Below are 23,984 nucleotides of genomic sequence, written 5' to 3' on the forward strand. Positions count from 1 at the left end.
TCTTAATCTAGGAAATATTACCTATTTATGCTGTTTTATGCAAATTTGACATAATTATAACATAATTCGAGCCTATTATAAATACAGGAGTGAATATATTCACTTTCTCCCCTCACAATATAATATAAACTTCCTTAATCTCACTGTATACCTCCCAATTATTCATATAGTGAACGATTAAGGCAGTTTATATTTTTCCAGATTTATCATAGACTATATATCAAAGTTATTGTATTTAGATTACATAAACTAATGAGCAAATGAGCATTTTAAATATTTCACAACATGTTCACAGAATCATCACATCTATTAATTATACTTGATAATAGATAGTGAATAAAAACACTTTCTACTCCCACCCTATTATACGCGTAGTAATCTTAATGATTACTGACAATCATTTCAACTGATTGTCAAAAGGAGCTGCTACTTAATGTTTTAATTAAAAACATTGGTAACAGCTCCTTTTGGTAAGCTTATGTATCCAAAGACAAACTAATAAGGAGGGCCTTATCGATTTTCTTCAAAAAATCTGGATCTAAGTGACAGACTTTTTCCTTAAGCCTAGTTTTATCAATGGTTCTTACTTGTTCTAATAATATTACTGAATCTTTAATGATTCCATACTTATCTGCATCTATCTCAACATGCGTAGGCAATTTTGCTTTATTCATTTTTGATGTAATTGCTGCGCATATGACTGTTGGGCTATGTTTGTTACCAGTATCATTCTGAACGATAAGTACTGGTCGAACACCACCTTGCTCCGACCCAATTACAGGTCGTAAGTCTGCATAATATATATCTCCTCTTTTAATTACCACTTTATTCACACTCCATATGATAGCTTTAAATATAGTATTGCCATTTTCTTCGTGTGTATTCCATAAAGTGCTTTCTTTTTATTATTTTATTTAATTGCAACTATTCAGTCATATAGCTGGCTGAATAGCTACTTTCTTTTTACTTTATGGCTCGAGTGTCAAAAGTCCTTTTTTAAGATACCTTTCACACTCGAACCATCTAGGATCGCTCAAAATAATCTCTTGTGTCGATTACTTCTCCATTTTTATAGTATACCCTTGGTATTCTCTTTCCAATATTACATACAAATTCATAATTAAAGGAATAAGATAATCCTGCTAATTCCTCAACCGATATGAACTCATTTTGGTCACGACCTACTAAAGTAACTTCATCCCCTTCTTTAGCCTCTGGGATATCTGTTATATCAACCATAAATTGGTCCATGCATACTCTTCCAATAATAGGTGCAGATTTACCATGAATTAATACTCTTCCTTTGGAGGATAGTCCTCTTGGATAACCATCTCCATATCCAACAGGTATTGTTGCGATCTTTGTAGTCTTTGTTGTTACGTAAGTACTATTATAACCAACACCTACGCCTTCTGGAACTTCTTTTATAAATACAATATTTGATTTTAACTCTAGAGCTGGTACTAGTGGAAGTTTACTCTTGTCTACCTCATCGGAAGGATACATTCCATATGTAGATATTCCACTTCGAACCATGTCTAAGTTTGCTTCTGGCATATCAATAATTCCAGCACTATTTGATACATGCTTCATTGGAATATGAAGTCCTTTTTGTTCTAATTCCTTCACGAATTGATTAAATCTTTGAAGTTGTCTATTTGCTGATGCTTTATCTTTCTCATCTGCACATGCAAAGTGAGTAAAGATTCCTGTAATCTTTATATTAGGTAACTTAGCAATATCTAAAATGGTCTCAATGCTTTCTTCTGATACTGAGAACCCTATTCTACTCATTCCAGTATCTAATTTGATATGAATATTTGCTTCCATACCTAGTTCCACTGCTGCATCAGATATCTCCTTTGCCATATCATACTTAAATACTGCTTGCGTAATATCATATTTTACTAGATCACGATACATAGGACTTGGTGTATAACCTAAGATAAGAATTGGTTTCTTAATTCCAGCTTCACGAATCTCAATACCTTCTTCTAATATAGCGATTCCGTATGCATCGATTCCGATACCATCAAGTGCTCTTACCACTGGTATGACACCGTGCCCGTATGCGTCTGCCTTCACAATCGCCATTAATTTCGTATTCTCATGAATAATTTTTCTTGTTTCCATCATATTTTTGCAAATAGCATCTAGATTAATATTTGCTTTTACCCTATAGTATTCTTTCATAACTTAGCTCCAATCTGTGTGTCATAACACACGTATTTCAATATATTTGATTCACACTTTGAACAAGTGTGGTAGTCCATCAAGGATATCACTAGCCATTAAGGAATATGTGCTTTTCTCTTTCACCTTCTCATCTGCTGCCATACCATGCATAAATACTCCTAATGCAGCTGCTTCATAGTTTTCTAAACCACCAGCAATTAAACCAGCAATGATACCAGTAAGGACATCGCCAGAGCCTCCTGTTGACATTCCATTATTTCCAGACACATTAATATAAGTCTTTTCTTTATTTACTACCAGTGTCCTTGCATCTTTTAAGACTACAATACAATCACTTACTTGCTTTTCTTTGGTAGTACTATCATAATACCATTCTCTTACTTGATCCATATCCACATGCAGTAGCCTTGACATTTCCTTCATATGAGGTGTTATGATAAAATTCTCTGGTAATTGTATCTGATATAACTCATTTCCATTCACTTGCTCACTTTTAACATATTCGCTCATACTTGACAGTAGATTCAATGCATCAGCATCTAGAATTGTTGGAACTTTAGAATCCCTAATAATTTTCTCCACTATAATCTTAGAACTCTCAGACATTCCAATTCCTGGCCCAATTACTATTACACTGGCCCATTCCATGGCGTTTTCTATCGTGTTCAGAACCATAGATTTCTTGGAAGCACTGAGTAAGTCTTCTGTATTGTATGTGGTTAATAGTGCTTCTGGGAGCAAAGTCTGAATAATCGTACGATTTTCCTCTACCGTCAATACTTTCACTAATCCAGCTCCAGTTATATAGGCTGCTTTAGCCGATAAAAAACAAGCTCCAGACATATTCTTTGAGCCTGCAATCACTAATACCTTACCAAAACTTCCCTTGTTCGAATCTGATTTTCTCTTCGGTAAATAAGTTCTGATATCTTCTTTTTCATAATGAAACGTATGGGGCCTAATATCGTCAAGTGCTTTCGTAGCAAAACCAATATCAGCGACCTTAACTTCACCTGCATATTCACATCCTGGATATAACATTAGTCCTATTTTGGAATAGCCAAATGTTATCGTATAATCAGCCTTTACTGCAATATTACGTACTTTCCCAGTATCTCCATCAATTCCAGATGGGATATCCACAGCAAATACTGTGTTCCTAGCTTCATTGATATCTCGGATGGCTTTCTCGTAATGACCTGTAACATCTCTGGTAAGCCCAATACCAAAGATAGCATCCACTACTATATTATATTCAGAAACGTTTATAATGTTATCAATGGGAACTCCTAAATTATGAGCTATTCTTAATTGTAACTTCGTCTCTTCGGTTGCATTTTCTTCTTTTCCTAAGATATGAATACGAACATCATACTCTTTATCATAAAGAAGCCTTGCAATTGCAATACCATCTCCACCGTTATTGCCAATTCCTGCAACTATTAAGATCTTATCTGACTTCTTAACTCTACTGGTAATCTCTTCGCATACTGAGAGTGCTGCCTTCTCCATTAAGACCATCGAAGGGATTCCTATGTCTGTTATTGTTATGTAGTCAAGTTTTTTCATCTCTTGATTATTAAGAATATACCTCATAAAGCTCCCATCCGTCGCCTTGGCGACATGCAAATCAGGGATGTGAAATGTTTTTCTTCACATTGCTCCCATCCGTCGCCTTGGCGACATACAAATAATCTATTATTCTATGAAGTCTTCTATCTAACGTCCACGCTTTCACCAACTGCAAATGCTTGCGCATATTTCTGAGTGTTGGTGATTGTTACATGTATTGTTCCTATTTTTAATTGCTTTGCTAAATCTAATGCTTTCCCATACAGTTTCACATATGGCTTACCAGATTCTTCTCGCAATACTTCTATATCAATTGGTGAAAAATTATGAAATCCAGTACCAAAGATTTTGGACACAGCTTCCTTTACAGCAAAATTATCTGCTGCTTTTCTTTTATCATGTTCAATAAGCTTAATTTCATCCATAGTAAAGTACTTTTCCAAAAAATGCCTATTCTCACAAGCTTTTATCACTCGGCTTATCTCCACCAGATCGGTTCCAATTCCTATAATCATTGTAGCTCCCATTTATTATTAAAGATTACAATCCTTCTTTAACATCCATTTGCTGAATTACATTAGCCCCTAACATATTATGCATATAGGAATATAGAGCTGAATTATCCGCTTCCATCTCCTGCTTAATGATAAGGTTCTTCTTTAATTCTTCTCTTGTTCTGGTAATCCATTCACCATACTTATTAATTTCTTCTTCATTCATTCTTAATCTGTCGTAACATATCTTCATACTTTCAATCAACAGTTCTTCATTCACTGCTTTGATTAGATATGGTAAATCAGCAAGATCATCATCTGCTTGCCTTAACTTATCATTAATATCCTGAATTAGTTGTTGACTCTTTATCTGCTTTTTTACTTTTAAAGAACCTAGGGCACCCCCCGTTGAAGTATCCATGTTTTGAATTATTTCATCCATAAGCTTTTTCTTAAGTGCTTTCAGATCTTTAATATCATTAACTTTCTGTCCCTGACTCTTCATTAACTCATTCAATTTTTTCTCGAGTTCTTTGATATTCGATGGTTTTTCATGCCCATCAAATAATGCATGCCATTTCGTATCAAGTGTTAAGATTGGTATTCTTCTACTCTTAAGTGCTTCTCTAAAATCAATATCTTCTTTTTTCTTAGCCATTTATATACCCCTTTTTTCTTGTGCAAAGCTTAGTTTGGCTGCTCCTTAAGTGTCTTTAAATCATAAGATAATCTCATGATACTTTCTGATAAATGTACATTTTCTACAATGATATCTTTTGGAAGATTTAAATCACATGGTGCAAAGTTCCAAAATGCATGCACTCCCCAATTTACTAAATCTGCTGCAACTTTTGGTGCATTATGCTTAGGTATTGTTAGAACTGCAATATCTATATTATTGGATTTGATGAATTCTTCAAGTTCACCCATTAAGCGGATCTCAGTACCACGAATGGATAATCCGATTAAGATTGGGTTCACATCGAAGATTCCTTTTAAGATAAATCCTCGTTTTTCAAAATCCGTATAGTTTGCTAACGCCTGTCCTAAATTACCTGCACCTATTATTATAATATTATATCGTTTATCTAAGCCTAAAATTTTACCTATTTCCGTATAAAGATGTTCTACATTATATCCGTATCCCTGCTGTCCGAACCCACCAAAGTTATTCAAATCCTGTCTAATCTGTGAAGCGGTAACTTGCATCTTCTCGCTTAATTCCTTAGATGAGATACGCACCACATCTTTTTCCATTAATTCGCCTAAATATCTATAATACCTCGGAAGTCTTTTGATGACTGCCAGCGATATTTCTTTTTCGCTCAATTGAAATCCTCCTTTAACAAATATGCTAATAAGAAATAGCGGTTATTCAAACAAATGAGATTGGTTGATAAGATTATCAGATACATGATAGTATTCGATACACTATTTGTACTAGTTAAACCTCTGTTCCATCCCTCATTTAAAAGTTTCAGACTATTCTTAATATAAACGCTTATTCTTATTAGTTATTTGCTATATTTTCTCTAAATACTACCCTATATTATAGTTAAATCTCTATTTGATGTCAAATTAAGATTCCTTAAAGATTGTCATCCTATAATCAAAATAGCCTCCGAATTTATTAATATTCAGAGGCCATTATTATTTTAAAAGATAGTTCTAATTAATGTCCTAGATATCTTATTGTTTCTTATTGAATGAATTATACTAGAATTAACTGCATTTAATTATACTTCCAATGTTTATCGCAGTATTTACTTGAAAGTATCCATATGTTACAATGCTAGATGATATTATTGTGAAATCAAACGTTCACACCCCTGATTTATATGTCGCCAAAGGCGACTGATGGGAGCTAATGCGAAATAAATAACATTGAATTAGATTTTTGATTTACTATAGACTGTGAGGAAACAATTATGATATTAGCATGTAATAATATAGGAAAAGCTTTTGGTATTAATCAAATCCTTTCCAATATATCTTTCCATGTAAATGAAAGAGAAAAAGTAGCCATCATTGGATTAAATGGTGCTGGCAAATCAACTCTTTTAAAGATTATTATGAATGAGATGAAAGCGGACGAAGGGGAAGTAATTCTTCAAAAAGGTAGTACTATTGGATACCTTTCTCAACATCAAGACCTTTCTTCTGACCATACTATATATGAAGAAATGTTAGAAACGAAAAAAGAGATTATTGAGCTAGAAGACAAAATAAGAGTTATGGAAGAGTCCATGAAGAAAGTATCTGGAAAAGAATTAGAAGATATGTTAAATACTTATTCCAGACTAACTCATGAATTCGAACAAAAAAACGGTTATTCTTATAAAAGTGAAATTGTCGGTATCCTAAAAGGCCTTGCTTTCACCGAAGAGGATTTCAATAAGAAAGTAACTGCTTTATCTGGTGGACAGAAGACTCGTATTTCCTTAGGTAAGTTACTACTATCCACTCCAGATATTATACTACTTGATGAGCCTACCAATCACCTTGATATGGAATCCATTGCTTGGCTTGAGACATATCTGCTTAACTATAACGGTAGTGTAATCATCGTAGCGCATGATCGATACTTTCTTGATAAAGTCGTTACCAAAGTTGTTGAACTAGAGAATTCCAAAGCACAAGTCTTTGAGGGCAATTATTCTGCTTATGCTATGAAGAAAGAACTTCAAAGAGAAACAATGATAAAACATTATCTGAATCAGCAAAAAGAAATTAAGCATCAAGAAGAAGTTATTGCGAAATTACGTTCTTTCAACCGTGAGAAATCAATCAAACGAGCAGAAAGTCGTGAGAAAATGCTTGATAAAATTGATCGTATAGATAAACCTATCACGCATGAGGCCAAAATGTCCATTCGTTTAGAACCTCAAGTAACCAGCGGTAACGATGTATTAACTGTCAAAAATCTATCGAAGTCTTTTGGCTCAAAGCAATTATTTAGAGACCTTAACTTTGAAGTAAAAAGAGAAGAAAAGATTGCTATCATCGGTAATAACGGAACTGGTAAGACAACCATCTTAAAGATGATTAATCAAATTATTACTCCTGATTCTGGTGAGATTAAACTTGGATCAAAAGTAAAAATTGCTTACTATGATCAGGAACACCAAGTATTAAATATGGAGAAGACTTTGTTTGATGAGCTTCAAGACACTTATCCAAACTTAGATAACACTACGATTCGTAATGTATTGGCGTCCTTTCTCTTTACCAATGATGATGTATTCAAACGAATCAAAGACCTAAGTGGTGGAGAACGTGGTCGTGTATCATTAGCCAAATTAATGCTTTCCGAAGCAAACCTATTAATCCTAGATGAGCCTACCAACCACCTTGATATTAGTTCTAAAGAAATATTAGAAAATGCAATTAATAATTATACCGGAACTGTAATCTATGTGTCCCATGACCGTTATTTCATTAATAAAACAGCAACTAGAATCCTTGATCTTACCAATCATCAGTTACTAAATTACATTGGTAATTATGATTATTACTTAGAGAAAAAGGATGAAGTTGAAAAGGCATATTTAAATACACTCTCGGATACTTCTAGCCCAAATAATACAGTTTCCACTAACTTAGCGTCTTCTTCCGCAACAGATGTTGACGCTTCTCAGACAAAGCTTGATTGGAAACAGCAGAAAGAAGAACAAGCTAAGTTAAGGAAAAAGCAGAACGAACTTGCAAAAGTGGAACATGAAATTCATCAGCTTGAAACAAGAAGCGAGGAAATAGACGAACTTCTAGCAGATGAAGAAGTCTATACGAATGTACCCAAGCTCATGGAACTGAATAATGAAAAGAAGACAATTGAAAATAGACTGGAAGAACTACTTGTAATGTGGGAAGAGTTATCGGAATAAAATATAAGTTTTCAAAATAATAAAGAGTAATGAAACATTGAATTTTAAAAATGTTTCATTACTCTTATTCATTTTAATCCTATTTTATTCATTTAGATTTCTAAGAATGCCTATGCTTTCCTTTTACCTTTTTAACGGTCACAACACATATTAATGTCTTATTACCAACAGTAACGGTTATTGTAGCTTTACCTGGTTTTACTGCCATAACCACTCCATTTGAATTCACTTTAACAACAGACTTTTTACTACTTTTAAATGTTGCTTTTTGAGCTGTTCCTAACACCCTTAATTTAAATGAATTTCCTTTTTTTAGACTTTTTTTAGTATAATTTAATGTTACATCACTTAAGTCTTCTTTTACCGTAACAATACAAGTGGTAACAAGATTATTGCTTGATATACCTGTTATAACAGCTACACCTTCTCGAATACCAATTACCTCACCATAGTTTGAAACAGATGCAATTGACGAATCTGATGAACGGTAAGTTACAGATTCCCTTTCTGCATCCCCGGGATAAAAACTTGGCGCTAATGTTATTTCTTCTCCCAAGTCAAGTTGAATGCTTCCATATTGAAATGACATAGATGAAGCCTTGGTTCCAGTTACTGTAACCAAACATAATGCTTTCATACCATTTGAAGAGGTAGCGATAATATATGCCGTTCCTTTATTCCTAGCATATATCACACCGTTTACTACTGTCGCCACGTAATCATTAGAAGAAGACCAAGTAACTGATCTATTCTGAGCATTATATGGTAAAACAGTGGCTGATATCGTATGTCTTTCTCCATAACGCAACGTTACTGTAGTCTCACTCACATTAATACCAGTTACACTTAAGCCAGTTACAGTAACTGTGCAATATGCCTTATATCCATTGGAACTTATTGCTGTTATTGTAGTTTTTCCTTCGGATATTCCTGTTACCACTCCATTAACTACTTTCGCAACTCTTTCATTACTTGATCTCCATGTTATTGTTTTAACCGTTGCATTCGATGGTGTTATAATTGGCGTTAATGTAAAGCTAGAATTTTTCTCTACGGAATAATTATCTCGTTCAAAAGCTACCTTTGTCACCGGAATATTGCTAATTTGTATAATAGAGCTCTTATTACCTGCCTGATCAATGGAATATGTATAATATGTGGTGTTATTGCTATTTGACATATTAATTCCTGAACTTCTGTAACTTGAGTAATTATATCCATTGGTAGAATATAATATCTCCTTCACACCAGATTCAGTATCCGTGGAATTAAGATATAGCATGCCATTATTGATACTATAAGTTATCGTAGGTGCACTAGAATCAATATAGTACATATTATATGACTCAGATACTGTCTGATTATTTGCATCAATTACTGTAATCGTAATATTTTTCTGTGCTAGTGTTACGTAAAGATATTTCTGTGTTGGTAAGTAGTTACCTGATGCTGTATATTCCACCTTATTATTCACACTAACTTGTTTAATCCCATCTGCATTTTCAAATAGAATCTTAACAGTACTTGAATTACACCAATTGGTTGGTTGACTTAAGATCGTAATCTTGGTCTTTGCTTTTTCCTCTGGAGTCTGAGTAGGTACTGGTGTCGGTGATGGGGTTAATGTTGGAGTTGGTGCTTGGGTTGGTGTTTGAGATGGTATTTGGGATGGTATTTGGGATGGAGATGGCGTTGTTCCTCCACCAAAGGCATATGCACTTGTTACATTTGATTCAAATATGGCATTCGTAACAAAAACTAATATTACCATCATACATAAATATCTTCTAAACTTTTTCATAAATATTTCTCCTACTTTCATTTCATAAAATATGATATATTTTCCATTTAGAACATTATATTTTTTATAAGATAATAAAACAACTGGACCTTATTACTATATTCTTCTTGCGCTGTACTTCGTCTCTAAAGTTAACATAACAGCAAGTATTTTATCGTTTCTTTACCACAAACTAGTTTATAATAAAATAAGCCCTCATCAAGAGGACTTATTTTATCCATTAATCTATTTGGTTATTTTTTAATATGATTCCACTGTCGCTGAATTACTATAATATGAAATACGATTTCCATCTTTATCTACAATCGCAACACAGAAGTCATAACTTCCCATTAAAGTTTCAGCTCCGACATTTATATTTTCTTTCGTTGGCTCTGTAACTCTTACTGGTTCACTCGTTGATCCCGTTGGTTTTCTATAGATTGCATACATATCTTCTGTATTTCCGCTCCACTTCCAACTAAATGCACATCCTAATCCAGATCTTTGTGAGATATTAAAATGAACTGGTGCATCATAGTATGATTCTACGGTAGATACTTCACTATAGTATGAAATACGATTTCCATTAGCATCTACTCTAGCCACATAGAAGTTATAACTTCCCATTAAGGTTTCAGCTCCCACATTTGTATTATCTTTCGTTGGCTCTGTAACTCTTACTGGTTCACTCGTTGATCCTGTTGGTTTTCTATAGATTGCATACAGATCTTCTGTATTTCCACTCCACTTCCAACTAAATGCACATCCTAATCCAGATCTTTGTGAGATATTGAAATGAACTGGTGCATCATAGTATGATTCTACGGTAGATACTTCACTATAGTTTGAAATACGATTTCCATCTTTATCTACAATCGCAACACAGAAGTCATAACTTCCCATTAAAGTTTCAGCTCCGACATTTATATTTTCTTTCGTTGGCTCTGTAACTCTTACTGGTTCACTCGTTGATCCTGTTGGTTTTCTATAGATTGCATACAGATCTTCTGTATTTCCACTCCATCTCCAACTAAACGCACATCCTAATCCAGATCTTTGTGAAATTCTAAAATTAGCTGGTGCAGTACTTAATGACTCAACAGAAGTATATACTGCATTCTGATTTTGTAACGCTGTATTGTTTGGCGCAGCATTAACCATTTGAAAGCTACTAGCTACCATTCCCACTGATAATATTGCTGAACAGATCTTAATTTTTCTTTTCATAATCTACAACCCCTTTGATTTTTTATTAATTAATTTTTTGAAAGAGTGATTGACATTAAATAAACTCCCTATAGTATCTAATGTGCTTCAATACATGTCTCAATCCTTGTATTGCAATGCTATACAGTTGTTCCACCCTTATCTTATAGCAACTGCATTTTCTCTTTCGCGTCACTCATCTTTATACTCCTTTCCTCGAAAAGCAAAATATTATGTAATATTTTTACATTAACAAATATTATTATATCCATTCAAATTATTTTTTCAATATAGTTTTATCATTTATTACCAATAATTGCATATTTTTGTCATTTTGTATACTAACTAAAGAATATTGCTTAGAAATTTAGAAATTATTCAATTTCATATTTACGTATTAAGTAAATATGAAATTGAATAATAAATCAAAAGTAGCATAACCAGGCTGGTTATGCTACTTTTGATTATATAATATAGATTTATATTTTCTGTGACTTCAATAAAATACCTTATTTCAGAATATTCTCAATTCCATGTTCGCTAATATTCTTAATGGAATTCATCATATGTTCATGCGCCAGTGCTTCCGCCTTATCTGCATCTCGAAGTTTTATCGCTTCTAATAGAGCAGTGTGTTCAACATTACACTTCATCGCTCTTGATGTGCTTGATAAGGATACTTTACGTACTCGCTCCACATAATGATGAAAATCAGATAACACATGAACTAATATCTTACTCTCTGATGCTTCATAGATAATCTCATGGAATTTGTTATCGAGTTCTAATAATTGTTCAATATGCTCTTTTTTTGCATGGAACTCGAACAGATAAACAATCTCATCTAGTTCCTCTATCTTCTCTTCTGTTATGTTCTCACACGCCCATCTAGCACACAATCCCTCTAGATAAGAACGAACCATATAAATATCATGTATATCTTTAGGAGTAATGCCTGTTACATAAGCACCCTTGTTCGGAATAATATTTACTAAACCTTCTAATTCGAGTTGTCTTAGAGCTTCTCTAACTGGAGTTCTACTAACCCCTAATTCATTACCAATCGAAGTCTCTTTTAACTCCTCATTCTGTCGATACTTTCCTGATAATATATCTTCTCGTATTCTATTAAATACTCTTCCTCTTAAAGAATATTTATCAGTCACCTCTTTTTGTACACCTAAACCATCCAAGGGTCTTGCCTCCTAGTTTAATTTCTCAATGGTCTCCATTATATAATCAGCAAACTCTGCACTAGTAGCACCAGTATCTCTTCCTGTCATAACAAGCTTCTTCTCTGTAATTGTACAGATATCTAAAGCTTTATATAATTGATCTGCTTCCTTATTGTAACCGATATGAGAAAGTAACATAGCTCCAGCTCTAATTACACTACATGGATCCGCGTAAATATCTCTTCCTTCCTCCACCATTCTTGGCGCAGAGCCATGAATTGCTTCAAACATAGAATATCTCTTTCCAATGTTTGCACTACCCGCAGTTCCAACACCACCTTGGAATTCTGCTGCTTCATCAGTTAAGATATCACCATATAAGTTAGGAAGAACAAGTACTTGGAAGTCTTTTCTTCTCTTTTCGTCTACTAATTTTGCAGTCATGATATCGATATACCAGTCATCTGCTGTAATACCTGGATATTCTTTAGCTATCTCTTTGAAGATATCTAAGAATTTACCATCGGTTGTTTTAATAATATTTGCTTTTGTAACCGCAGTTACTCTAGTTTTACCATTTGCTTTTGCATATTCAAATGCAGCTCTAATAATTCTTTCACAGCCTTGACTTGTAACAATTGTAAAGTCAACGCCTAAATCTTCTGTTACGTGAACACCTTTGCTACCAACCGCATAACTACCTTCTGTGTTCTCTCTATAGAACGTCCAATCAATTCCTTGTTCTGGAATTCTTACTGGTCTAACATTAGCAAATAAGTCAAGTTCTTTTCTCATTGCAACATTGGCGCTCTCTACATTTGGCCAAGGATCACCTTTTCTAGGAGTTGTAGTAGGTCCTTTGAGAATGACATGACATTCCTTTAATTCATCTAACACTGCTGGTGGAATTGCAGCATTTTCTTCAGCTCTTCTTTCAATAGTAAGACCATCAATCACCTTAAATTCTACTTTACCTGATTGAACATCTTCCCTTAATAAGTACTCTAATACTCTTTGCGCTTGGCCTGTAATAGCTGGACCAATACCATCCCCACCACATACACCGATTATAATTTTCTCAAGAGATTTATAATCAATGAAATCACCTTGTGCTTTCATCATCTCAACTCTTTTTAACTGTTCTTCTAAAAGTATACCAAATCTTTGTTTTGCTTCTTCTATTTGTGTAGTGTTCATTCTATAGAATCCTCCTATGCATTTCATTTATCTATTATTGAACATTAACTTTTTAGAAAGATACATAGGTGAATATTTATTAAAATCTGGTATTTCATACTAATATTAGTATTTTTTCCATGAACTATCATACTATAATTCAAGATAAAAAACAATATCACTTTTTAGTATCTACCATCACTATCTTACAATGTTATCTCCGCTAAATTATATAATGTTCTATTTATGGTTAGGGTGTCAAAAGTCATTCTCAATCTAAATTATACATCAATATACACTCAATAAACTAAAATAAGACTTTTGATATCCTAACTATTCATTTACATATTATAATGTTATCCCTAACTCTTTACTATAAGTATTTATCACTTTTATTAATTCATCATCCGTAATTACAGTAACACGACCTGATTCATATTCTTTATCAACCCATTCTTTGATTTTCTCCACTAATGGATGACTCTTGTCAATTGCATCCTCATCTTTTAATTTAAAAAATGCATTCATCCAATGTGCAATTCCTGCAAGCCCAGATGTATTGGATACTGCTACTAATACTGGACGATTTAAGAACTTCTCTGTATCGAAGATATTATAGATTTCTTCATTCTTTAGAAGACCATCTGCATGAATACCTGCTCTTGTTACATTGAAGTTTTTCCCTACGAATGGAGTTCTTGCAGGCATTACAAAACCAATTTCTTTGGTAAAATATTCAGCTAGTTCAGTAATTACAGTCGTTTCCATACCGTCTAGCGTTCCTTTTAATTGCGCATATTCAAATACCATTGCCTCTAGTGGTGTATTTCCTGTTCTCTCTCCAATACCGAATAAGGAACAATTGATACCACATGCACCATATAGCCATGCAGTTGTAGAATTCGTAACTGCTTTATAAAAGTCATTATGTCCATGCCATTCTAATAGATGAGAAGGAACTCCAGCATGAGTCATCAATCCATAGATAATACCTTGAACTGATCTTGGGATAACAGCTCCTGAGAAATTAACTCCATAGCCCATAGTATCACAAGCTCTTATCTTTACTGGTATCTTATATTCTTCTCCTAATTTCATTAATTCTAAACAGAATGGAATAACAAATCCATAGATATCGGATCTTGTAATATCCTCTAGATGACATCTTGGAGCAACTCCAGTTTCAAGGCATTCACGAACTACACTTAAATAGTGTTGCATTGCCTGCCCTCTTGTCATTTTCATCTTATAGAAAATATGATAATCAGAACAACTAACTAGTATTCCAGTCTCCTTCATACCGATTTCTTTTACTAATTCAAAATCTTTCTTACTTGCACGAATCCATGAAGTTACTTCTGGGAACTCATAACCTCTTTCCATACATTTGTATACCGCATCTCGATCCTTCTTACTATATAAGAAAAACTCTGATTGACGGATAATTCCTTTGGGTCCGCCTAATCGATGCAAATAATCGTAAATAGTTACAATCTGTTCCGTTGAATATGGAGCCCTTGACTGTTGACCGTCACGAAATGTTGTATCTGTAATCCAGATGTCGTCAGGCATATTATGAGGTACAATCCTGTCATTGAAGGCAATCTTTGGAACTTCATCATATGGGAATAAGTTACGAAATACATTTGGCTTATCTACATCAACTAGCGGATACATATGTTCCTCTAATTGTAGAAGATTTGTATGTGGATTCTTATAAACCTTTCTCACTTCCATTTCATTCACTCCTTTAATTTTATTATTGAACATCCAACGCGTGAAATTGTTCTTTATGTCACGATATTAGTGCCTATATACGCAGAATGGGAGCATAAACTTCATGCTCCCTCGCAAACTTACGTTAATTGTATACAATAATACCGCACTTTGTCAAGATAATATAGGCGCTTAATTCACTTTCTAAATACTGTAAGCATTGTGTTGCTTTAACTTGTTAAATCGCTAAATTAGCTTAATATTTTTAATTTTTGTGTTTGATATCTTAATAATATTAAGTATCTATATTTTAAGCACTAAAGAATTACTGCATATTTATTAATCATTTTATATGTGACATACACACATCAAACTTAAATAAGGCTTTTGACCCCAACATCATATAAGCTGAGTTGCCCGACAAATGACCTGTTTCAAAATCTAGCCTGGCAATTTGCACAAAACAGAAAAAGCGATTGCGCCTTTGAATAGGTATTAGAAGATTTTGTTCTCGGATTATTTCGTGTTATATGCTAGGACAGATCTGTCTGAGCAAGGCGAGTTATCTGTCCTAGCATATGTTTTACATGAAATGATCTGAGAACTAAATCTTCTTATACCTATTCAATGAAGCATGAGTTTTTCTGTTTTGTGCAAATTGCCTAGACAACCTCCCAAACAGGTCATTTGTCGGGTAACTCATATAAGTTGAAATACAAAAAGACTTTTTATGTACATAATACTAGTACTTTAAAAGTCTTTCAATGCTCATTATTATTTTATATGCTTTTTGTAATATAGTGTATTATTATGCAGTCGAGAGGAACTATTCATTTAATCAGGACTTAATTATATAACTATTATTTCTATTTTAATTTAATATCATACATCCCTTTTTCATAATTTTTGTTTACGTATGTAAATGTTATTTATATACGTCGCAACACATTGTATACAACAATACAATCACTACTTGAATTAAAAATTTTCGCAATTCAACTCATAAAATCCTTGTGGAAATCCACAAACAGCACAAACTCCAGGTGCACAATCTGCCCAGACAATATTGCCACAATTAATACATAACCACAGTGCCTTTTTATTTTTACAAAACACTCGTTCATTTCTAATATTCTGTATTAAACTATTAAATCGATAATCATGATGTTTTTCAATTGTTGCAACTCCATCAAAGAGTTCTGCAATATCCGAAAACCCCTCCTCTCGTGCTACCTTAGCATATTCCGGATAGGCTATAAGCCATGCATTGCTTTCAAACTCTGCTGACTTGATAAGATTATCTAGAGTAGAAGGTAACTCACCGTCATGCATTAATTTATACCATAATTTTGCATGTTCACGTTCATTCCTAGCTGTTTGATCATAGATATCCCCCATTTGTTCATAACCATCTTCTCTTGCCTTTATACCATATATCTGATATGACGTATTATTTCTTGTTTCCATCTCAAAAGCTTTCATTAGATTTTGATAGGTCTTACTATCTTTTAGTTCCATGCGATTTTCTTCTCCTACCAATATTCATTTATTTTATATTATGTAAAACAACATAAAACGTGAGAATTTTAACACATGATACATCTTAAATAATCTTGTCTTTATATGAGCTAGCTTCTTAACTAAACTATGCTTTATCTCTAAACCTTTATATTAAATATATCTTAAGAAATTCGTAATAGTTTGCCACTTTTATCCATGGATTAGTAATAGTATACTTGTACTTATGAAATATACTTAATTTAAGGAGGAATTAAATATTGAAGCTAAAATATAGATATCATATTTTATTTATCTTAGCGATGTGCTTACTTATGTTTCAACCAAACACTATTAGTCAAGCAAGTACTAATAGCAATTTTGATATTAAGGATGGTGTCCTAGTCTCATATACCGGTTCATCAAAGACTGTCACTGTACCAAACGGTGTGAAGCAAATTGGTAAGCGAGCTTTTTACGGTAATAATAAAGTAACTCATATTACATTACCATCTACAGTAACTGTTATAGGGGAGGGTGCATTTGCTAAATGTGAGCACTTACAAAAAATAAATTTACCTGATGGTATTAAGCAAATACCTTACCAAGCATTCTATAATTGCTATCGATTAAAGAATGTCACTCTACCAGATAAGCTTACCTTTGTCGGAGAGGGTGCATTTACAAACTGTACTAGTTTTACCAAAATAACATTACCAAAATCTGTTGTGTCCATAGGTATTGAAGCTTATTCAAATTGTAACAGCGTTAAATCAATTATCATACCTAAAGATAGTAAGTTAAATCATATAGCAAGAAGAACTTTTAAGGATTGTTATAATTTATCTTCTATCACTTTACCTGATTCCCTTAGAATCTTAGGGAAACAAACTTTTAGTGAATGTTATCGCTTGAAAAAAATAATAATTCCTAATGGGGTTACAGAGATACAGGAAGAAACTTTCTATTATTGTGAAGGTTTAAAATCAATCGTAATTCCAAGTACGGTAACTGATATTAAAGAGTCCGCTTTTGGTAATTGTAGAAACTTAAAAAGTATAACTTTACCAAATAATTTATCAATTATAGCAGAATCTTGCTTTAGTGGATGTTCTAAGCTTCTTACTGTTAATGTGCCTTCCACTGTTACTAAGATAGAAGCACATGCATTTAGCTATTGTAATAGCTTAAATAGTATACACCTTCCTGATACTTTAACTTATGTTGGTGATAGCGCTTTCCTAAATTGTATGAAATTAAAATCAATTACAATTCCCGACTCAGTAACCTATATTGGAAATAGCGCTTTCAACAATTGTACTTTAATTAAAGAAGTAAATTTACCAGATAACCTTAAGACTTTAGGTGATTCTGCTTTTAATAGTTGTAAATCTCTTACCACTGTTACAATACCAGAGAAAATCACTAACGTATCTGAGGAGTTATTTCAAAATTGTACACGTTTAAAAAATGTAACTTTATCTAGTAAAACAAGATATATTAAGGATGATGCTTTTCATGGCTGCTATAACTTAAGTAACATTAACCTACCATCTTCTTTAAGATCAATCGGAAATGATGCTTTTTATAAATGTCATCAATTCACCAGTATTGCTATTCCAGATTCTGTTACAACGATAGGATCTTATGCATTTTCTGAATGCGTCAATCTTAAAAAAATTACAATATCAGATAATATTACTGTAATACCAGATAATATGCTTAATGGATGTGTTTCTCTTACAGAAGTACATTATCCAGCTAAATTAAAGACAATAAGTGAATATGCTTTTGCAACTTGTCATTCATTAACTGATATAAAGATTCCTGATGGTATTAAAGAAATAGAATCGAATGCTTTTCGTGATTGCGCTAATGTGGTTAAAGTATCATTACCTGACTCACTAAAAGAAATGGGTGATTACGTATTTACAGGTACAAAATGGATTCGCGAAAATGAAGAGAATAACATGGTAATTACCAATAATGGATTCTTAATCAAATATACTGGTAACGATAGAATTGTAAAACTTCCAAAACGAATTGTATTTATAGCACCTAATGTATTTCGTGATAATCGTTCCTTAGAACAGATTACAATACCAGAAGGCATCACCATGATACCTGATTATGCTTTCAAATATTGTACGAATCTAAAATCAGTAAAACTTCCTGATAGTATAACAACAATTAGTGCTTATGCATTTTTCCATTGTACATCCTTAGTAAATATAAACATGCCTAAGCATTTGAAATCAATTGGAAATAATGCATTTGATAGTACTGCTTTGAAAAAAGTACATTTATCGGATTCCATCACCAATTTAGGATACGATGCATTTTCAGAATGTAGCGATTTAGAAGAGATATGGTTATCCAATGGAATGAAGGAACTCTATCGATATACGTTCAGTGGATGTAAGAATTTAAGAAAAATTCATATTCCATATACATTAAAGGAAATTGATGATACTGCTTTATCAACTGGAAATAAAGATTATATATTAACTGTTTACTGTGAAGAGAATTCTTATGCTCATCAATTTGCAGTTGAAAATGGTTATAAGGTTAGTTTTGAATAAATACGAGATTTATAAACTTACTTCTAGTACATTAAATTGATATAACAAAAGGTAGAGACGTACAATCTCTACCTTTTATTATATGAAAAATAAATCTTTAGTAATTATATCATTCTTTTCACAGAATCTCTTACGTACAAATTGCCACTAATTATTTTGCGGCCTACATTACAACGATTATGTTTGATCGCATACAAGATTGATGTGACTGCTTCGACCGCCATATCCTCAAGATTAACTCCATAAGTAGTTAACTTTGGACTTGATAATGTAGCATAGATATAATTATCAAAGCCTACCACCGATATATCATCTGGCACCCTATATCCTTCTTTTTGCAACTTTTGTATCAATATATATGCAATCTCATCACAATTACATACAAAAGCAGTTGGCATCTTATCTGGTAAGTTAAATTCACATATCTTACCTTTTGTATCTCTATCCTTAATAATCCACTCTTCTCTTTGAGGAATATTGTTCAATAATAATGATTTATAGTATCCTAAATAACGATCCATAATACTACTTGTGGCATAAATATCACCAATAAAACCAATCTCTTTATGACCCATGGTAATTAGGTAATTCGTCACCTGATAACTACCATACACATTGTCTCCGATCACAACACCTGTATCTGAGTGTTCATTATGAAAATCTAAGAAAATAAAGATTGTATTCGACTGTTCGATTAGTTTGATATACTTTCCGCTCATTTGCCCCAAAATGATGAGCCCATCCACTTTATTATTCTGGATCATTCTAGGAAGAACTCCATTACTTTCATCATCATCTGAGATAATCTCTAAGATTCCGCTATAATCAATCTCAGTTAACCTTTGAACAACTAATTGATATAGGTTGGAATAATAACCATTTTCTTTAATAAATCGTTCTGCAACAATAATCCCAATATTATAATGAGTTCCATCTTTTATCGATTTTGAGGAAGTACTAAAGCGATATCCCATCTCCTTAGCTTTTTCCTTAATCCTCTCACGTACTTCCTCACTAACTCCCTCTTTGTCAGATAATGCTTTCGATACTGTTACCGTACTAACCTCTAATTCATTCGCAATATCTTTCATGGTAATACTTTTTGCCATAATGCCTCCACCTGTTCGTTCCTATACGCTCTATACGCTAGAATTATCCGAATCTATGTAATATTATAGAAAAATTATATCACAGTTTTGGAAATTTCGCAAAATAAAAAGAATAAATTAGTTAACTTTTACTTAAAAGCTTTAAATTTTTAATCTATTTATTAGTTTAATTATTATACTAATAATTGATGAAGAGATTTAAATGGCTCTGATATACACTCAATAGACTAAAATAAGGTGCTGCAACCCAATGCAACACCTTTATTATTGTATCAAATTTCCATGCTAAGTATTTGACTCTACTACAAATATAAATGAGGCATGGGAATTCGACGGCCTCCGGCGGATGCACACGAGCAAAGCTCGGCGCATTTATATAATAAAATCATTGTAATAGTTTTTCTACATTCAATAATCCACATCCTTGTTTACTCCATGAATAACCTAGATCCGTTGTACTTTCTCGTAACTTCATCTTCACATCACGATTGCTTAACTCTGGATGAACACTAAGTAACAATGCGATTGCCCCAGTTACAATTGGTGTAGCCATCGAGGTACCACTCTTTGAAGTATACATGATATTATATTTCTCACCGCGTGAATTAAATCTTAGTCTAAGTGGTGAACGAAATAAACCATTTCTACCTGCTGTATTACTCGTATCCTTCATTCCAAGGTATCTACTATAATTCTTAAGTGCATTACATGAAATAATATCCGAACCTGGTGCTACGATATCTGGTTTCTTAATACACGCCAGTGTTGGCCCTCTTCCAGAATAATCAATCATTTTATTTCCTGATAGTTCAATTGGAACATTGTCATCGGATGCACCTACTGTAATCACTTTTCTACTAATACCTGGAGTAGAGATGGACATCGGCTCTGGTCCATTATTTCCTGCTGCTACAACTACAACAATACCACTATCCCATACTGCATCCACTCCACGAACCAATAAAGAATCTTCATCTATGTTATCTCCAATGGAAGTTCCAACAGATATATTCAGAACTCGAATATTATATTTCTCCTTGTTATCAATTACCCATTGTAACCCAGCTAATACATCGGATATGTTCCCGTTTCCTTTATGATTAAGTACTTTTACTGCAATCAGATTACAGCTTGGTGCAATCCCACAGAATAGGCCTCCAGATGCATAACCACTTCCCCCGATTATCCCTGCTACGTGTGAAGCGTGTTATTTTTTGCACATTCCATATAGGATGAGTTGCCCGACAAATGACCTGTTTGGGAGGTTGTCTAGGCAATTTGCACAAACAGAAAAACTCATGTTCAAAGGCGCAATCGCTTTTTCTGTTTTGTGCAAATTGCCAAGCAAGGTTCTGTAACAAGTCGTTTGTCGAGCAACTCATAGGATTAGAGTGACAAAAATCCTTCGATTATTTCTTAGGTAAATGCACGATAAATTCGCTTCCTTTCCCAACTTCACTTCGCACTTCAATATTACCTCCGTGCGCTAACACAATCGACTTAACTATTGCTAATCCAACTCCACTACCTCCAGTTGCGCTTGCTCTTGACTGATCCGTACGGTATAAATGTTCGAAGATTAGATTTATTTCCGCTTTCTCTATGCCAATACCATAGTCTTTTACTGAGAATATGATGTTCTTCTTCGTCTCTTGAATGTGTATTTGGATCAAACTATTCTCTTTCGAATATTTTATAGCATTTGATAATAAATTGATAAATACTTGACCTATTTTATCTTTATCTGCATATAGAACTGGCGAAGGTCCTTCCAGTTGAACTTCTATTTTCTTTTCAAATAATATAGATTCAAAATTAATAACTATTTTATTGATAAACTCTTTTAAATCAAAATTCGATTTTTCCAATACAATATTCTCTTCAACCGAAACCAAAGAATCAATGTTTCCAACCATTCTAGTTAACCTTAATATCTCTTCATAGAGACTTTCTAATCTTTCTTTATCTGCCTCCCATATCCCATCTATCATTGCCTCTAGATTCGACTGCAAGGATGCAAGCGGTGTTCTGAATTCATGTGCATAATCCCTTGCTAATCTTTTCTTAAAACTTGTCTGATTCTCTAATGTATTAGCTAGACTATTAACACTATGAATAAGTTGCTTCACTTCTTTCGTATTTGAAGTTATTTCTATCACATCCTTATAGTTACCTTGCTCAATCTTTCTGGTCTTATCTATTACTTTATAGATAGGCCCCGAGATACGATTAGCCATAAATAAGCCAATAACAACCGAAAGAACTAATGCAACTATTGCACCTATTAGAAATGTATAATTCAGCATTGATATAAATTCTACTTCTGTATTGTTATAATAAAAAGGGCCATAATAACGAAGTATTAGCGTAGCTTGATTTCCTCCATCACTATTAATTAAATATGACTTTTCAACGTAATCTCCAGAGAAATTAGAATAAAGCCGATTCATATTATGCTCAATATCTGATAACATATGACCGCATAGACTGGGATCCATACACCATAAGATACTATCATTTTTATCTTCAATACGAATAGCGAATCCTTTATCGATTGCATTTTGCCCAATATTATTTAAAAGTGCTTTATTAGGAAGCTTTGTTGAATTTCCATATGCCTTCTTAACTTGTTCTACAATCTGCCTTGTATTCTTTGCTTGATTTTTGAGTACATAGTCTTCAAATTGGTTATAGATTATATACCTAGCAATCGTAATTAGTGATATGACCAAAAATAATGAAATTGTTATATAAGATATGATTAACTTTACTTTTAGACTTATTTGTGTATTTTTCTTCATATCAACTCCTTAAGATAGTTTAATCCGCTCCAAATTTATATCCAACCCCACGAATGGTAAGTATATAATTCGGATTAGAACTATCGTCCTCTATTTTACTGCGTAGATTTTTGATATGGGAATCTATTGTTCTCTCATATCCCTCATACTCAAACCCTAACGCGTTCTCAATTAATTCTTCTCTGGTAAATACCTTTTTCGGATATTTGGCCATTGCTTCCAGAATCTTATATTCATTTGGGGTAAGATTGACTAACTCTTTTGACTTCTTGACACTCATTGCTGTAAAATCAATCTCTAGGTCCTCGTTATTAAAACTAATCTTATGATATAACGGAGCTTTATCATCCACGCATCTTCTAAGAAGACTTGTAACTCTAGCTACTAATTCTCTTGCACTAAAAGGCTTCGTCACATAATCATCAGCTCCGATTGAAAAGCCATTAATTTTATCATCTTCGTGTACCTTAGCTGTTAACATAATGATTGGAATTCTTGATTTTTTACGTATTATCTGACATACCTTTTCACCTGATACCTTTGGAATCATTAAATCTAGTATCATTAGGTCAGGATTCTTTTCTTCAAAGATTTTAATTGCTTCTTCTCCATCTGCTGCTGTATAGACGACATAATTACTGTTTTCCAAGTATGCTTTTATCGCATTCACAATTTTATGTTCATCATCTACCACCAGGATTTTACTTTTCCCTTCAGACATGTGTTCACTCCCTATCTCATTTATAAAATATATATTAATTTTTAACAACTCAAACTTCTCAGTTTAAAATTT

At 33.2% G+C, this 23,984-nt stretch carries 17 protein-coding genes and 1 pseudogene; 2 read left to right on the forward strand and 16 right to left on the reverse strand.

Features of this window, described 5'->3' with window-relative positions; translation table 11 throughout:
* Positions 1–476: 476 nt before the first annotated feature.
* The 6 genes from bsdtb5_RS16230 to bsdtb5_RS16255 form a co-directional block, all read right to left on the reverse strand.
* On the reverse strand, positions 477–824 hold the full coding sequence (locus tag bsdtb5_RS16230; protein WP_271713020.1) for a type II toxin-antitoxin system PemK/MazF family toxin: 348 nt from the start codon (positions 822–824) through the stop codon (positions 477–479).
* Positions 825–1,023: 199 nt separating this feature from the next.
* Positions 1,024–2,193, reverse strand: coding sequence for an alanine racemase (gene alr / locus bsdtb5_RS16235; RefSeq protein WP_271713021.1), 1,170 nt, complete (start codon positions 2,191–2,193; stop codon positions 1,024–1,026).
* Positions 2,194–2,244: 51 nt separating this feature from the next.
* A complete protein-coding gene (locus bsdtb5_RS16240; RefSeq protein ID WP_271713022.1) occupies positions 2,245–3,792 on the reverse strand; it encodes an NAD(P)H-hydrate dehydratase in 1,548 nt (515 codons plus the stop codon).
* 119 nt (positions 3,793–3,911) lie between these two features.
* Positions 3,912–4,283, reverse strand: a complete 372-nt coding sequence (gene acpS, locus bsdtb5_RS16245) for a holo-ACP synthase (RefSeq protein ID WP_271713023.1) — start codon at positions 4,281–4,283, stop codon at positions 3,912–3,914.
* Positions 4,284–4,308: 25 nt separating this feature from the next.
* The gene (locus bsdtb5_RS16250) at positions 4,309–4,920 is read right to left on the reverse strand and encodes a hypothetical protein (protein WP_271713024.1); all 612 of its coding nucleotides are present in this window, start codon (positions 4,918–4,920) and stop codon (positions 4,309–4,311) included.
* Positions 4,921–4,949: 29 nt separating this feature from the next.
* Complete coding sequence (locus bsdtb5_RS16255; RefSeq protein ID WP_271713025.1) at positions 4,950–5,591, reverse strand: redox-sensing transcriptional repressor Rex; 642 nt, start codon at positions 5,589–5,591, stop codon at positions 4,950–4,952.
* Between the two features lie 599 nt (positions 5,592–6,190).
* On the opposite strand from bsdtb5_RS16255, the gene abc-f reads away from it, so the two are divergent.
* Positions 6,191–8,146, forward strand: coding sequence for a ribosomal protection-like ABC-F family protein (gene abc-f, locus bsdtb5_RS16260; protein ID WP_271713026.1), 1,956 nt, complete (start codon positions 6,191–6,193; stop codon positions 8,144–8,146).
* Positions 8,147–8,246: 100 nt separating this feature from the next.
* Here abc-f and bsdtb5_RS16265 read toward each other — a convergent pair whose 3' ends face one another.
* The 6 genes from bsdtb5_RS16265 to bsdtb5_RS16290 form a co-directional block, all read right to left on the reverse strand.
* Positions 8,247–9,947, reverse strand: a complete 1,701-nt coding sequence (locus bsdtb5_RS16265; protein ID WP_271713027.1) for an Ig-like domain-containing protein — start codon at positions 9,945–9,947, stop codon at positions 8,247–8,249.
* Between the two features lie 240 nt (positions 9,948–10,187).
* Positions 10,188–11,156 carry a fibronectin type III domain-containing protein gene (locus bsdtb5_RS16270; RefSeq protein ID WP_271713028.1) on the reverse strand — a complete coding sequence of 323 codons (969 nt, stop codon included), beginning with the start codon at positions 11,154–11,156 and terminating at the stop codon, positions 10,188–10,190.
* A 488-nt stretch (positions 11,157–11,644) separates the two neighbouring features.
* Entirely contained in the window at positions 11,645–12,328 is a 684-nt protein-coding gene (locus tag bsdtb5_RS16275) for a GntR family transcriptional regulator (protein ID WP_271713029.1), read from the reverse strand.
* 12 nt (positions 12,329–12,340) lie between these two features.
* On the reverse strand, positions 12,341–13,507 hold the full coding sequence (locus bsdtb5_RS16280) for an isocitrate/isopropylmalate family dehydrogenase (protein WP_271713030.1): 1,167 nt from the start codon (positions 13,505–13,507) through the stop codon (positions 12,341–12,343).
* A 327-nt stretch (positions 13,508–13,834) separates the two neighbouring features.
* Positions 13,835–15,223, reverse strand: coding sequence for a beta/alpha barrel domain-containing protein (locus bsdtb5_RS16285; protein ID WP_271713031.1), 1,389 nt, complete (start codon positions 15,221–15,223; stop codon positions 13,835–13,837).
* A gap of 957 nt (positions 15,224–16,180) precedes the next feature.
* Entirely contained in the window at positions 16,181–16,720 is a 540-nt protein-coding gene (locus bsdtb5_RS16290) for a rubrerythrin family protein (protein WP_271713032.1), read from the reverse strand.
* Positions 16,721–16,980: 260 nt separating this feature from the next.
* Between bsdtb5_RS16290 and bsdtb5_RS16295 the strand changes: the two genes are divergently transcribed.
* Positions 16,981–19,281, forward strand: a complete 2,301-nt coding sequence (locus tag bsdtb5_RS16295; protein ID WP_271713033.1) for a leucine-rich repeat domain-containing protein — start codon at positions 16,981–16,983, stop codon at positions 19,279–19,281.
* A 104-nt stretch (positions 19,282–19,385) separates the two neighbouring features.
* Here the strand turns inward: bsdtb5_RS16295 and bsdtb5_RS16300 are convergent, their stop codons facing one another.
* The 4 genes and pseudogenes from bsdtb5_RS16300 to bsdtb5_RS16315 all read right to left on the reverse strand — a co-directional run bounded on the left by bsdtb5_RS16300 (position 19,386) and on the right by bsdtb5_RS16315 (position 23,912).
* The gene (locus tag bsdtb5_RS16300; protein ID WP_271713034.1) at positions 19,386–20,390 is read right to left on the reverse strand and encodes a LacI family DNA-binding transcriptional regulator; all 1,005 of its coding nucleotides are present in this window, start codon (positions 20,388–20,390) and stop codon (positions 19,386–19,388) included.
* A gap of 385 nt (positions 20,391–20,775) precedes the next feature.
* A pseudogene (locus bsdtb5_RS16305) lies at positions 20,776–21,597 on the reverse strand (S8 family peptidase); the annotation flags it as partial.
* 202 nt (positions 21,598–21,799) lie between these two features.
* Positions 21,800–23,191, reverse strand: a complete 1,392-nt coding sequence (locus bsdtb5_RS16310) for a sensor histidine kinase (RefSeq protein ID WP_271713035.1) — start codon at positions 23,189–23,191, stop codon at positions 21,800–21,802.
* Positions 23,192–23,210: 19 nt separating this feature from the next.
* Complete coding sequence (locus bsdtb5_RS16315; RefSeq protein ID WP_271713036.1) at positions 23,211–23,912, reverse strand: response regulator transcription factor; 702 nt, start codon at positions 23,910–23,912, stop codon at positions 23,211–23,213.
* Positions 23,913–23,984: the final 72 nt, after the last annotated feature.

The organism is Anaeromicropila herbilytica (assembly GCF_016591975.1).
GTDB classification, from domain to species: domain Bacteria; phylum Bacillota; class Clostridia; order Lachnospirales; family Lachnospiraceae; genus Anaeromicropila; species Anaeromicropila herbilytica.

Coding starts and splice junctions, on each gene's coding strand:
- alr (WP_271713021.1), bottom strand. CDS start 2,193: ATGAAAGAATACTATAGGGTAAAAGCAAATATTAATCTAGATGCTATT.
- bsdtb5_RS16240 (WP_271713022.1), bottom strand. CDS start 3,792: ATGAGGTATATTCTTAATAATCAAGAGATGAAAAAACTTGACTACATA.
- acpS (WP_271713023.1), bottom strand. CDS start 4,283: ATGATTATAGGAATTGGAACCGATCTGGTGGAGATAAGCCGAGTGATA.
- bsdtb5_RS16250 (WP_271713024.1), bottom strand. CDS start 4,920: ATGGCTAAGAAAAAAGAAGATATTGATTTTAGAGAAGCACTTAAGAGT.
- abc-f (WP_271713026.1), top strand. CDS start 6,191: ATGATATTAGCATGTAATAATATAGGAAAAGCTTTTGGTATTAATCAA.
- bsdtb5_RS16265 (WP_271713027.1), bottom strand. CDS start 9,947: ATGAAAAAGTTTAGAAGATATTTATGTATGATGGTAATATTAGTTTTT.
- bsdtb5_RS16270 (WP_271713028.1), bottom strand. CDS start 11,156: ATGAAAAGAAAAATTAAGATCTGTTCAGCAATATTATCAGTGGGAATG.
- bsdtb5_RS16280 (WP_271713030.1), bottom strand. CDS start 13,507: ATGAACACTACACAAATAGAAGAAGCAAAACAAAGATTTGGTATACTT.
- bsdtb5_RS16285 (WP_271713031.1), bottom strand. CDS start 15,223: ATGGAAGTGAGAAAGGTTTATAAGAATCCACATACAAATCTTCTACAA.
- bsdtb5_RS16290 (WP_271713032.1), bottom strand. CDS start 16,720: ATGGAACTAAAAGATAGTAAGACCTATCAAAATCTAATGAAAGCTTTT.
- bsdtb5_RS16300 (WP_271713034.1), bottom strand. CDS start 20,390: ATGGCAAAAAGTATTACCATGAAAGATATTGCGAATGAATTAGAGGTT.
- bsdtb5_RS16310 (WP_271713035.1), bottom strand. CDS start 23,191: ATGAAGAAAAATACACAAATAAGTCTAAAAGTAAAGTTAATCATATCT.
- bsdtb5_RS16315 (WP_271713036.1), bottom strand. CDS start 23,912: ATGTCTGAAGGGAAAAGTAAAATCCTGGTGGTAGATGATGAACATAAA.